Below are 13779 nucleotides of genomic sequence, written 5' to 3' on the forward strand. Positions count from 1 at the left end.
AAAAAATGTGATATTTCCCATAACGGGAAACACTGTTTTCATATGCTGTTGCGGGTGATTTGTAGTAGTAAATTCCCTATAATTGCGCCCAATTCTGACCCTGCTATACAAATATAAGGTGAAAAGACGTGATGGAAATCTTTCGCGGAGCCCCTGCACTTTCTGCATTTAGAGTTCAAAAACTCATGGAGGCCTGCGATAGCGCGGCTCTTCCTGTGACAAATATCTATGCTGAATATGTTCATTTAGCGGATTTAACAGCAGCTCTTGATGACACTGAACGTCAGCAACTAGAACGTATCCTTACCTATGGCCCGGCGATTGAATCTCACGCCCCACAAGGTCAGCTAATTTTCGTAACGCCTCGCCCTGGCACCATTTCTCCATGGTCTTCAAAAGCAACCGACATCGCTAACAACTGTGGTCTTGATAAAGTTACTCGTTTAGAACGTGGTATTGCTTATTATGTTGAGGCTGGTGAGCTAAGTAGCGAGCAGCAAAAACAATTAAACGCGCTACTACACGATCGTATGATGGAAGTAGTGCTAAGCGATTTTGAACAAGCGAGCGTATTGTTCGAGCGCACTGAGCCAGCTAAATTCACTAGCGTGAACATTTTAGGTGAAGGCCGCCGCGCATTAGAAGTCGCTAACGTGCAGTTAGGTCTTGCACTTGCTGAAGATGAAATCGACTACCTGGTTGAGAACTTCATCAAGCTTAACCGTAATCCAAACGACATTGAGCTTATGATGTTTGCTCAAGCAAACTCTGAGCACTGTCGTCATAAGATCTTTAACGCAGATTGGACAATCGATGGCGAAGTTCAGCCTAAGTCATTGTTCAAGATGATCAAGAACACCTTTGAAACCACACCTGAGCATGTACTGTCTGCCTACAAAGATAACGCAGCAGTAATGGAAGGTAGTGTTGCGGGTCGTTTCTTCCCAGACCCAGATGGTACCTACAACTACCACACTGAGCCAATGCACGTATTGATGAAGGTGGAAACCCACAACCACCCGACAGCAATTAGCCCATACCCAGGTGCAGCAACTGGTTCTGGTGGTGAAATTCGCGACGAAGGTGCAACCGGCCGTGGTTCTAAGCCAAAAGCTGGCTTAACTGGTTTCACTGTATCTAACCTTAAAATTCCAGGTTTTGTACAACCATGGGAAGGTGACTACGGCAAGCCTGAGCGTATTGTTACTCCGCTAGATATTATGATTGAAGGCCCATTAGGCGGCGCGGCATTTAACAACGAGTTTGGTCGTCCTGCGCTAACCGGTTACTTCCGTACTTATGAGCAACAAGTTAGCAGCCACAATGGCGTTGAAGTGCGTGGTTACCACAAGCCAATTATGATTGCTGGTGGTCTAGGTAACATCCGTGAAGAGCACGTACAAAAAGGCGAAATTACCGTTGGCGCTAAGCTGATTGTACTTGGTGGCCCTGCAATGAACATCGGTCTTGGTGGCGGCGCAGCGTCTTCTATGGCGTCTGGTCAATCAAGCGAAGATTTAGATTTTGCTTCGGTACAACGTGAAAACCCAGAAATGGAGCGTCGTTGTCAGGAAGTGATCGACCGTTGTTGGCAGCTAGGTGATGACAACCCAATTCAATTTATCCACGACGTGGGTGCGGGTGGTCTATCTAACGCATTCCCTGAGCTAGTTGATGACGGCGGCCGTGGTGGTGTGTTTGACCTACGTAACGTACCGTCTGACGAGCCTGGCATGAGCCCGCTAGAAATTTGGTGTAACGAGTCGCAAGAGCGCTATGTTATGTCAGTTGCGCCAGAAAACTTAGATAAGTTCGCTGAAATTTGTGCTCGTGAACGTGCACCATTTGCAGTAGTGGGTGAAGCGACTGAAGAGCGTCATCTAACGCTGGACGACAGCCACTTTGATAACAAGCCTATCGACTTACCGCTTGAAGTATTACTTGGCAAGCCACCTAAAATGAGCCGTGACGTGGTATCAGCTAAGGCTGAGTCACCAGCGCTAGATCAAAGCAAAATCGCTCTGAAAGATGCGGTTAAGCGCATTCTTACTCTGCCAACAGTTGCTGATAAAACATTCCTTATTACCATTGGTGACCGCTCAGTAACCGGCCTTGTTAACCGTGACCAATTAGTTGGTCCATGGCAGGTTCCGGTAGCTGATTGTGCAGTAACCGCATCAAGTTTTGACAGCTACACAGGTGAAGCTATGTCTATGGGTGAGCGCACGCCGCTTGCACTACTAGATTTTGACGCATCAGCGCGTATGGCGGTTGCTGAGTCAATCATGAACATTGCTGGTACTGATATTGGCTCGTTCAAGCGCATTAAGCTTTCTGCTAACTGGATGTCGCCAGCAGGTCACCCGGGTGAAGATGCAGGTCTTTATGAAGCAGTAAAAGCCATTGGTGAAGACTTATGTCCTGAGCTTGGTCTGACTATCCCTGTGGGTAAAGACTCAATGTCGATGAAGACGGCTTGGGAAGATAACGGCGAGAACAAAACAGTTACTTCACCTATGTCGCTAATCATCACAGCGTTTGGTGTTGTACAAGACATTCGTAAAACAGTGACTCCTGAGCTTCGCTCTGACAAAGGTGACACTGAGCTATTAATGCTTGATTTAAGCAATGGTCAAAACCGTTTAGGTGGTTCTTGTTTAGCGCAAGTTTACAGCGAGCTAGGCGATGTTGCGCCAACCCTTGATAACGCGCAATCACTTGCAGGCTTCTTTGAAGTGATGCAAAAGCTTGTAAATGAGCAATCTGTTATTGCTTACCATGACCGCAGTGACGGCGGTTTATTTACTACCTTAGTTGAAATGGCGTTTGCTGGTAACACTGGCCTGAATATCGATATCGCAGCGCTTGCTGGTAGCGATCTTGAGCGTCTATTTAATGAAGAGTTAGGCGGAGTAATTCAAGTGGCTAAAGCCGATGTTGAAGCGGTTAAAGCACAATTCGCAGCTAAAGGCGTTGCATGTCATGCAATCGGCTCACTAACCAGTGACAACCAAATCACCATTAAAGATGGCGAGCGTGAAGTATTTAGCGATACTCGCACAGCACTGCGCACCCTTTGGTCTGAAACCACTTATCGCATGCAGGCGCTACGTGATAACCCTGAGTGCGCTAAGCAAGAGTTTGAAGCTAAGCAAGATGCTGACGCGCCAGGCCTTAAAGTTAAGCTTGGTTTCGACCCAAGTGAAGATGTTGCTGCGCCGTACATTGCCAAAGGTGTCGCACCTAAAATGGCAATCTTGCGTGAGCAAGGTGTTAACTCGCACATCGAAATGGCAGCAGCATTTGACCGAGCAGGCTTTGAGAGCCGTGACGTTCACATGTCAGACATTCTAGAAGGTCGCATTAGTCTTGAAGAGTTCCAAGGTCTAGTGGCTTGTGGTGGTTTCTCATACGGTGACGTACTGGGCGCTGGTGAAGGTTGGGCTAAGTCAATCTTATTCAACAGCCGTGCACGTGACGAGTTCAGCCGCTTCTTCGAGCGTGATGCAAGCATTGCACTGGGTGTGTGTAACGGTTGTCAGATGCTTTCTAACTTGAAAGAGATCATTCCTGGTAGTGACCACTGGCCACACTTTGTACGTAACCGCTCTGAGCGTTTTGAAGCACGCTTTAGCTTGGTTGAAGTGCAACAAAGTCCATCTGTGTTCTTTGAAGGTATGGCTGGCTCACGTATGCCAATCGCGGTATCACACGGTGAAGGTCTAGCTGAGTTTAAATCTGCTGATGCGTTAGCTAAAGCGGAAGCGACTGGCACAGTGGCACTACGCTATGTAGACGGCAACGGTCAAATCGCCACTCAATACCCACTTAACCCGAATGGCTCGCCAAATGGTATGACAGGTATTTGTACAACCGATGGCCGCGTAACCATTATGATGCCGCACCCTGAGCGTGTATTCAGAACGGTTGCTAACTCTTGGCACCCAGATGAGTGGGGCGAAGATAGCCCATGGATGCGTATGTTCCGCAACGCACGCGTTAAGTTCGGCTAAGCTAGCTTTCACGTAACAGCATTAGAATGCTAAAAGGCGAACCATCTGGTTCGCCTTTTTTGTGCCTGTTCCAATAAAAGTATGAATTTATAGGTTTGCCATTGAAGCCTCGTGTTTTACTGCTAGTTTGAGGTAATTGTCGCCTCTAACATTGGATGTTTAACCATGCGTTTCCTTAGCTTTATTTCGCCTGCCTATTGTATGCTGTGCGCACTTAGCCTTACCTTTTTTACGCAAAGTGCACTGGCAAAATGTGATACGCCAAGGGTGTTTAAGCCCTGGATTTCGCAAGGGGTGAATAGCGATGTTAAAAGTATATTCAAGATAAAGGGCATCGCAATTGGGGATGATATGAATCAGTCGATGGCGAAACTATGTGATAAGCAATTTACTATCAAAAGCATGCGTCAGGGGCGATTAGTGTCATTAGGGAGTAAAGTTAGCCAAAACGGTGTTGAGCTGACAGAAAGCATTAACCTGGGAGTGGCTGACTATAGCTCTGACGTTATTTACTCAAGCAATTATATTCTGTCTAGTCACAGACAAAAGTCTAGCTTAACCTCGTTTGAGTCTATGTATGAATTATTAACGCGCAAGTATGGTCAAAGTGCTAGTTATCAAAACATTGTAGAAGCATCATCGCGCTACTGGCAGCATCAACTGCAGGTGAAGCTTTCGCACCTTGAGCAGCGTTTAGCGAGTGATTTAGCTCAGTGCAAGTCAGAAAGTTGTACTCAAGGAGCGAATTACCAAGCTGATAAGAAAATGCAGCAATTGGAAAAGCAATATCAAGATAAGATAATGACTGAGCCAATGCTTTGCTACGACAAGTTACCGTTAAATGATGATAAGGATTACTGCTTTAAGCTGAGAAAAGGTGAAATGACAGAAGGCGAGCGGGGCATTTATGTTTCTTTAAGCGGCAGGCGTGGTACCAACAGCGATAGATGTGTGGTGTGGTTTAATGGTAGCGATATTATTGAGGCTTGCACCCAAACCAGTGCAAACCGTTTTATTGTGAGAGCTGAGAGTTTCGCTGTACGTCATTGGCTTAAACAGTATCAATTGCAGCAGCACGCATCACAGCCAAAGCTCGACATTGAGCTTTAGTTTGGATAAGAGGTTTTTAAAATTGGTGCTCAGTAGTAATCAAGCGGTTACGACCTTGAGCTTTGGCGTCATATAAGGCGTTATCGGCAATGGAAATCGCATCGTCAATAATCTTGTCTATGTTTAATGACCTGGATGAATGGTGCAGCATTGCCTTAAAATCAAAGCTGCATGAACCAATCGATACTGTGATTGGATTATTGGTCAGTTTGATTTGACCAATATCATTCATAATTCTTCGGCTAACTTTTTGACAGCCACTTTCCTGGGTGTCAGGTAACCACAATAAAAACTCTTCACCACCGAAGCGGGCGACTAAATCGTAATCTCTTAGCCCTGAGTTAATCACTTTAGCAACCTCTGCAAGCGCTTGATCACCCGTTTGATGGCCATAGGCATCATTAAGCTGCTTGAAGTTGTCAATGTCAATAAGCGCTAGTGTGCCTTGGCCTTTGACTCTACTGAGCCTGTTGATGTCTTTTTGCAGCGTTTTGCGCATACCGCGACGGTTAGGGATTTCGGTTAGCGAATCAAAATCAGCGAGCTGACGCAGTTCTTCGTTTAATGCTTTTAATTGTTGTTCTTGCTCGCGGCGAATGAGCTCGACTTCAATCCAAGATGCCATTAACTGCAATGCGTCAATGTCGACCTCTTTAAAGTGACGAGTGTATGGCTTTGGGCTGGAAAAGTTGAGCGTGCCATATAGCTGACCATTAAGACGCAGTGGAATGCCAATGTACGACTCAAGTCCAAATGCCTTGTAGGCTGGATGACTGGCATACTTATCATCTTTTCCCATGTGCTCAATACTAATTGGTCCCTTCGCTTTGCAGGTGATATTGCAATAGCTCTCACCAAAATCGAAACAATCACCTGACTTGAGCGAAACATCATCGGGTGTGACACAGTGCTCGACTAGGTAGTTGTCTCCTTCAATATTGGAAAGAATACCAATATCTAGCTCAAAACGTTCAAGCCCCATTTTTAGCAACTCAGAAAGTTGCTGCTCAAACCCCTGATGATGGCTTTGAGTGATCTGATATAGTCTGCGGATAACTAATTCACTACTGGATTTATTTGTCATTATTATTGTCCGAGTCGGTTAGTCTGATTACTGTGCCGATTTTTAACTAAAGCACTTTGTCTCATAAAGAGTGGCTTGCAAAAGTAGGGCAAGCCAATATCAAAACATCTTGTTACATAGTTGTTAAATATAAAGGAAGGTAATTGATTGTTCTAGCAATTACATAGAACAATTTGCCGGACGTTATTCCGCAAGACGCTAATCGATAGCTTTGAAGGGCTGCTTTGCAGTTTCTTCAGGTGAAAAAAAACCACTCGATTGAGTGGTTTCTTTATATGGTGCCGGCACCAAGAGTCGAACTCGGGACCTACTGATTACAAGTCAGTTGCTCTACCAACTGAGCTATGCCGGCTAAATAGTGGTGCCCGAACCCGGAATCGAACCAGGGACACGAGGATTTTCAATCCTCTGCTCTACCAACTGAGCTATTCGGGCAACAAACGTCAGTGTTTGTCGTCTACTTCAAAGTTGAGCAACTCATTTTATGACGAGCACTGCGCCTTCGAAGTGGGGCACATAATATAGATATGAATTTTATCCTGCAAGCGCTTTTTTTAGTTTTTTAAACTAAAAATGTTAACTGCTCAAAAAGCTAGCGCTTACTCGAATGGGGGAAGTGACACTGGCTTTGGATAAAACTCTCCTATCTATATGACTTAAGTGGTGAATTACCAAAGAGTGATGTAGGCTAGTGCTTTCAAGGAGCATTCTTATAAGGAAATATATGAACAATAATCTAGGTTTATTGGCCGCAGTATTGTTGCCTAGTGTTTTACATAGCCACAGTGTTTTTGCACAACAGGTTGAACCTTCAGCTGACATAGAGTTGGCGAGTAAACCGACCTCAATAGCTCAAAACGAAACAACACAGCTTAGTTCTTCAATTCCCCCAAAATGGTTAGTCGAGTTTGGTGTTCAGTACTTTCAGTATCATGACTTTAGCTACCAAAACTTAGATTTTGGCTTAGAATCTATCTCGGTTCGACTCGCTTTAGGTTACCAGTTTACACCGAATTTGGGAGTAAAGTTTGCAGCCCACACTGGTGAAAGCTGCTGGTTAACGGATATGTTTGGAGCGTGCACGTCAAGTTCACTCAAAGACGATTCGTTACTCAGAGCTGATTACAGTTCAAAATTATATTCACTAGAGGCGACTTATAGCGCCAATATTTCTGGGAATTGGTATTTTGATGCTTCAATGGGCAGCGTTTATGGAGTTGAGAAATTTGACTTCAGGTCGTGTAAAGCTGACGACGGAATAATTTTCAAAGGGTGCGATGAAAGCGAGCCTATCAATAATTACAGCAACACAGAAACCCAATTTAGTTATTTGGCAGGGGTTGCCATTCGATATGCCTTTAACAATTATGTCGGCCTTAAACTCGGTTATACCCATACAGGCATAAATGAGGGAACAAACTCAACTGGTATCTCCATACAAGCGAGGTTCTAACTATTTGAGTGATTGAAAAACTAACCAAAGTAGGATTAGAAACGCCGACCAACTCAATGAGTTAGTCGGCGTTTTGTTGTTTTACACTTTCAACATTCAGGCAGGGGTAGGCTAGATAAGGTTAGGCGAGCAGTTTCCCTTTGGCATACACAGCTTCAATCGCCAAGGTTTCAGCGCATAGCAAGTTAATGTCGGCGTCCAGCCCTGATTTTATTTGCCCTTTGTTATCAAGCTTTAAGATATTCGCAGGTGATAAGCTAATGCTTGCAAGCGCGTCACTAAGCGGCACATTAAAGCACTGCACAGCTTCGACCATGGCTTGATGCAGGCTTTTGACCTCTCCAATTTGCAAGTCTGTTAAGTTACCCGCTTCATCAAATACCGGCAGGCTAGCATTGCCATCTGAGCTCATCGTGAGCTGCGATACTGGCACGCCTTGCTCAAGGGCAATGGCTAATGCTTGCGCGGCTTTTACTTCGCCCGATGCCAGAATTTGTTCATTGGTGCTGGTGGTGAAATCAATCACGCCGCCTGCTTTTGCTAACTTAATGCCTTGCTCAAGCAATGCTTGAGAGCGGTTGATATGAGTAGGGTAAAATTGGGATAGCGGAATGTCAGTTTCATCAGCTACTTGATGCAATAGGCTAACGCCAGACTCGCCATCACCCACATGGACGCTAACAATCCCTACCTTATTAGATAGCATGCCGCCAACGCGCGCTTCAGATGCAGCTTTTGCAAGTTCTTGCTCAGTAAGCTGCGAGCCACGGTGATCGGCAATGGCAACCTCGCCAATGCCAATAAACTTATCGATAAGCATAATGTCTTTGGTGATTGAACCTGTTACAGTCACCGCAGGTAAGTGATATGAGCCAGTGTAGCTATAAACGCTGATCCCTTGCTCTTCAAGGGCGTAACTTTTTGCAAGCAAGTTTTCTAACGAGCGGGTGATTGAATCAGTCCCCAATACACCTATGACAGTTGTTACGCCACCTTCAATGGCTTCATTGATGGTCATCTCTGGGGTGCGAGTCCCATATCCGCCTTCACCGCCGCCACCGGTAATATGTACTAAAGAGTCGACAAAACCCGGCGTTAAAATCTTGCCCTTTGCGTCGATGACCTCAACGCCATCGTGCTCAAACTTACTCAAGTCATCGGCGATTTCGATGATCTTGCCACCGGCAATCAATACATCTTTGACGCCAAGCTCTTTGGGGGCAAACACGCTTGCCTGCTTAAAAAGTTTCATAAAATAGTCCTAACTGCAGCGTTATGAGAAATTAATAAACACTGCGACGACAATAAATAGGGCGGCGCTAGTCATGATAAGTAACATGAACTTGCTGATAAACTTAGCCCATACCAACCAGTCAATACGAGCAACACCCAAACAGCCAATCAACGACGCCGATGTTGGAATGATAAGGTTAGTTAAGCCGTCACCAAGTTGAAATGCCAATACTGCCACTTGTCTGCTTACGCCAACGAGATCGCCTAGTGGTGCCATTAGTGGCATGGTCAGTGCAGCTTGCCCTGAGCCAGAGGCAATAAAGAAGTTAAATACCGACTGAAAAACAAACATTAACAATGCAGATAAGGTTGTTGGTAGTTCGCCAATAACGTTGGCAGCGCCGTATAAAACCGTATTGAGTACCGATGCTTCATCGGCCTGATCGCCGCCCAAAATGATCACTATGCCTTTGGCCATACCCACTATCATAGCGGCAGGCAATAAGTCTTTAGCACCTTGTTTAAAGGCATCAGCAACTTCATTCACGCTTAGACGTTTAAAGACTACCGCAATCAAGCCAATGACCACGCCCATGGTGAAAAACTGACTGGCAATTTCTGGAATGTAATACCCTTTAGCTACTACGCCCCAAATCACCCAAATAATAGCTAAGAAAAAGCTCGCTAAAATGGCCGTGTCAGTTTTATCAAACGTGCTAGCAGTACTTGGCGTTTCGCTTTTATAGGTTTTGTCAACTAGATAGTTAGCTGAAAGCTCTGGCTTGGCCTTAATATTTGCCGCATAACGCATGGTGAATACAACACCGATTGCAGTTAATACAAACCACATGATGACGCGAAACTCCATACCAGACATTAAAGGTATATCTGCAATGCCTTGGGCAATTGCCACACTAAATGGGTTCATCCATGAGGCGGCAAAACCAATTTGGGTGGCAACGTAGGTGACCATGACAGTGGTGATAGAGTCATAGCCAATTGCCAGCATTAATGGCAATAGCACAATACAAAATGCGATGGCTTCTTCGCCCATTCCAAAAATCGCGCCGCCCAGTGAAAATAGGGTAAATAGTATGGGAATAAACAACACTTCGAGCTTTTGCGTTTTGCTGATAAGCGCTATCACCCCATTATTAATGGAGCCGGTTTTCATTACGATACCAAAGGCGCCGCCAGTGAGAATGATGAACATCATCACCCCGATGGCAGAGCCCCATTTATCGCCTGACACCATGCCTTCAAAGGCAAAGTTTAAAAATCCGGCATTGCCACCATCGGCAAATAGCGGCACGCCTTGAAAGTCTTCAACCACTTGATAGCTATCGGAGACCAACACTTTCTTGCCCGTTTCCTGGTTAATTTCGGTGGCAAACTTACCTGCAGGAATAATGTGGGTTGCAATTGCCGCGACTAACACGACAAAAAATAAGATGATAAAGGCATCTGGCATCGACCTAGAGTTAACCGACCTAGAGTTAACCGATTTAGTTTTATCGCTGCCTTGGCTTTTCGGGTCTGTCATTGAGAGCACTCTTAATTATTTTTGTTGGCTATTCTACCGCAAACAGTCGCGTGTATATAACTGGTGCCTTGGGAAATAGCTTGCCTAAGCAAGTGAATTGCTCAGGCAAGTTGTGGTTAGGTTATTTAACCAGAGTTCAGGTTATCTAAAAGAAATAGCTAAACGACACTTTATAGTTAGCACCTAGGGCGTTGTGATTAATGGAATCAAAACCGCGGCGCGAACCATAAGCTACAGGTGGTTTCTCGTTAAATAGATTATTGATAGTGAGATTAATATTCATGTTATCAAAGTCATAGCCTAGGTTAGCGCGCACTGTTGTCCATGAATCTACATCTCGCTCGCCATTGGCATCTAACTCACCCAAATCTTCCAGCTCATCGATATTTCGTCCTCTTAACCCAGAAATGTCATCGGCATAGCTGTCAGTGTATTGCGCAGTTAAACTTGCGTAGAAGTCTTGCTGTACCCAACCAACTCTGAAATTGGCAATGTTTTGCGGGTAACGCCAGGTGCCAATTAACTCTTCAACTTCATCAGAGCCAGGCTTGTTACGCTCGAACTCAAGATAATGTGTCGCATCTAGCGATAATGACAAGCGGCCAAGTTCGAATTCAAAATCATGGCTCATTGCCAGATCTATGCCTCTTACGGTTTGTTTACCCGTGTTTTGCAATTGAATGATATGGTCGCGATATAGTGGCAGTTCAGCATCACGTGGGTTATCGAAATCGACCCATGCATCAAGGATCTCTGTTAAGTTTGCGCCAGCTTGCTCGATGGTTAAGCCTGAATTGTCCGTTACTAAGCATAGGTCTTCATCGTATGAAATCCCCATTTGTCCTTCAGGCACGATGCCGCAATGGCGCAGCGTATGGTCGGTAATTGCCGCATCAAGCACGGCTGTCATGTCAGTATCAACAAGGTCATCATGCTCAAATTGCCAATAATCAAGGGTCAGGTTAGTGTCTTGAGTTGGACTAAATGCGAGGCCAAAGCTAAGGGATTCAGACTCTTCTGCACGTAAGTTTTTGTTACCTAGTTCAAGTACATTCGGGCTAGACTCAAAGCTTTCACCACTGCAGTACAAGTCCGCAACCGCTTGATTGGCTCCGCAGTCATAGGTTGCCGTGGTGGTTCTAAGTTTTACACCAGCTTGTGTCAGCGATGGTGCTCTAAATGAGGTTGACCATGAACCACGTAACACCAAAGAGTCTACAGGGCGGTAACTAAAGCCGATTTTGGGATTAAAAGTATCGCCAAAATCATCATAGTTGTCGTAGCGTCCTGCGACCTGCATTTCTAGGCGGTCGGTAAGTGGAATGTGGAATTCGGCGAAAGCGGCAAACTGTTGACGCTTCGCTTCTGACAGACTTGAGCCAAAGCCAAATACATCAACAAGGTATTCATCTTCAGCGCGGGCACGGGAATTCTCAGAAGGAACGTCAGTGATTTCTTCTTTGCGTATTTCAGCGCCAAAAGCCGCCATGACATAGTTATCGCCGAGCTCAAATAATTTCCCTGAAATGCTCGCATCCCAGGCATAAACGGTACTCTTACCATCACGAGTTGGCTGTTCTTGCGTCATGGCAAGGACACTGTCATTGGAACTATCACCCGTTAAAAACGGGTTGTACATGGCAACTAAATCGCCACTGGCGCAGCTCAAATCGTTACCGTCAAAGCTTGCGATAGTGCCATCGCTACATAGCTCTCCTGCTAGCGCGGCGTGGTATTTATAGCGATTATAAATGCCAGCAATGGCTTGTTGCTCTGATTTTGATTGCGACAGGGTGATCCCGCTTTGCCAGTCCCAACCTTTGATTTGACCTTCTAAGCTGGAAACTAAGCGAAATGCGTTGGTTTCAACTTCAACCGTACGAGGTGATGCAAAGCGGGCATCAAATCGAAAACCGTATAGCTGCTGCCCTGCTTGCGTTAGCTCAGGGAAAGGGTCGATATACATTTGATCGAGCAGGTCATTACGTGTTTGTTCATCAAACGCATCAAGAGCCGACTCATCTACCCATGGGCCTTCGCCATCATCGATATCGTTAATTGGTGCAGGGGAAGATACCGCGACAGATTTAGTGCGGCTGTAGAAAAAGTCTGTATTCCAGGTTATCTCTCCGATGTCTTTAGTGAAGATAAATCCTGTTGAAGCACTTTCAAGCTCGCTTATCAGCTCGTCATCTTGGTTGCTGTAATAAGCACAAATTTGTTCGCCATACTCGGTCGTGACTAGTTCAGTAGCACAGTTTGGTGCGCCGATTTCGTCGCCTGAAACGGCTGAATAATAATAAATATTTGGCGTGTTTTTGGGTAGATATGAATAGTTACTTGCCAAGGCAGGATTGCGGGTAAAGTCACGGTCTTGGGCGTCAAAGCTATTACGGTCATAGTAGTCACCAAACAGGGTTAACCTGCCTCCTAGTAGCTCTGTGCCCCATACCGCATTGAGGTTGTATCTGCCTTCGTCGCTACCGGCAAAGCTGTTCCCATAAGACAGATTGACTTCAGCGCCTTGGTAGTCTGTTTTTAGGATATAGTTGATTACCCCAGCAACCGCATCGGCGCCGTAAATTGCTGACGCGCCTGTTGCCAAGACTTCAATTCTTTCAATTGCGGCTAGCGGAATGCTATTTACGTCGACAAAGTTCTGCGTACCTGATGCAAATGAACTGGCAGCAACTCGGCGACCATTGATTAACGTTAATGTGGAGCTTGGGCCTAAGCCGCGAAGTGAGGCCGCAGCTTGCCCAGCAGGAGTTGAGGTAGATGTAGCGCCACTTTCTGATGTGGTAAACGAACCTTCACCGCCGCGAGTTTGGGTGATTTGGCTCATAAGCTCGGAAATGGTCGAAGCACCAGAGTCTTTAATATCTTGGCTTGAAATGACCACCATAGGCTGCATGCCTTCTAGATCGACACCTTTGATTTGACTACCAGTAACAGTGATTTTTTCGACCTGCTGGGTATCTTGCTCTGCAGCAAAGGTAAGGTTGGTACAGCAAAGGCTAGCTAGCGCAAGGGCAATAGTGTTGGGTTTGAACAGAGTCATGTTATCTACCTTCCTAAATTCCAGACGCACTTGTGATCTATTTTTGTGCCGTGCGCGGAAATAAAAAATGAATAATATTTTTTAGATAGTGAGCTACGAATGACAAAACGTCTTCGAAACAATAGCTTGCTTCAAATGTTTATTCGTCAAACCACTCCGAAAGGTAGTAGTTTTGATAAGAATATGTTGATAGCGAGAATGCTTTCTTGTACATATAAAAATATCTTATCTCAAACTTCAGGGTGTCTACGACATCCCTAGATGGGTGAATAGGATGCTTGT

General features: G+C 45.4%; 7 protein-coding genes and 2 tRNA genes. 3 read left to right on the forward strand and 6 right to left on the reverse strand.

Annotated elements, in window-relative coordinates; genetic code table 11:
* The first annotated feature begins 131 nt into the window (after positions 1-131).
* Together purL and G3R49_RS05490 are read left to right on the forward strand one after the other, a co-directional pair.
* The gene (purL, locus tag G3R49_RS05485) at positions 132-4013 is read left to right on the forward strand and encodes a phosphoribosylformylglycinamidine synthase (protein WP_167868949.1); all 3882 of its coding nucleotides are present in this window, start codon (positions 132-134) and stop codon (positions 4011-4013) included.
* Between the two features lie 351 nt (positions 4014-4364).
* Positions 4365-5123 carry a hypothetical protein gene (locus G3R49_RS05490; protein ID WP_130597894.1) on the forward strand — a complete coding sequence of 253 codons (759 nt, stop codon included), beginning with the start codon at positions 4365-4367 and terminating at the stop codon, positions 5121-5123.
* Positions 5124-5139: 16 nt separating this feature from the next.
* Here G3R49_RS05490 and G3R49_RS05495 read toward each other — a convergent pair whose 3' ends face one another.
* The 3 genes from G3R49_RS05495 to G3R49_RS05505 all read right to left on the reverse strand — a co-directional run bounded on the left by G3R49_RS05495 (position 5140) and on the right by G3R49_RS05505 (position 6642).
* On the reverse strand, positions 5140-6207 hold the full coding sequence (locus G3R49_RS05495) for a diguanylate cyclase (protein ID WP_167868950.1): 1068 nt from the start codon (positions 6205-6207) through the stop codon (positions 5140-5142).
* Positions 6208-6483: 276 nt separating this feature from the next.
* Positions 6484-6559, reverse strand: a tRNA-Thr gene (locus tag G3R49_RS05500).
* Between the two features lie 7 nt (positions 6560-6566).
* Positions 6567-6642: transfer RNA gene (locus tag G3R49_RS05505), tRNA-Phe, on the reverse strand.
* 289 nt (positions 6643-6931) lie between these two features.
* Between G3R49_RS05505 and G3R49_RS05510 the strand changes: the two genes are divergently transcribed.
* A complete protein-coding gene (locus tag G3R49_RS05510) occupies positions 6932-7660 on the forward strand; it encodes an outer membrane beta-barrel protein (RefSeq protein WP_167868951.1) in 729 nt (242 codons plus the stop codon).
* Between the two features lie 121 nt (positions 7661-7781).
* On the opposite strand, the gene iadA is transcribed toward G3R49_RS05510, so the two are convergent.
* The 3 genes from iadA to G3R49_RS05525 form a co-directional block, all read right to left on the reverse strand.
* Positions 7782-8912 carry a beta-aspartyl-peptidase gene (gene iadA / locus G3R49_RS05515; RefSeq protein ID WP_167868952.1) on the reverse strand — a complete coding sequence of 377 codons (1131 nt, stop codon included), beginning with the start codon at positions 8910-8912 and terminating at the stop codon, positions 7782-7784.
* 21 nt (positions 8913-8933) lie between these two features.
* Positions 8934-10436, reverse strand: coding sequence for a putative basic amino acid antiporter YfcC (yfcC, locus tag G3R49_RS05520; RefSeq protein ID WP_167868953.1), 1503 nt, complete (start codon positions 10434-10436; stop codon positions 8934-8936).
* Between the two features lie 145 nt (positions 10437-10581).
* Positions 10582-13497: a TonB-dependent receptor gene (locus tag G3R49_RS05525; RefSeq protein ID WP_210147126.1), complete on the reverse strand. Its 2916-nt coding sequence runs from the start codon at positions 13495-13497 to the stop codon at positions 10582-10584.
* Between the last annotated feature and the right edge of the window lie 282 nt (positions 13498-13779).

The organism is Shewanella sp. WXL01 (assembly GCF_012263345.1).
Lineage (GTDB): Bacteria > Pseudomonadota > Gammaproteobacteria > Enterobacterales > Shewanellaceae > Shewanella > Shewanella maritima.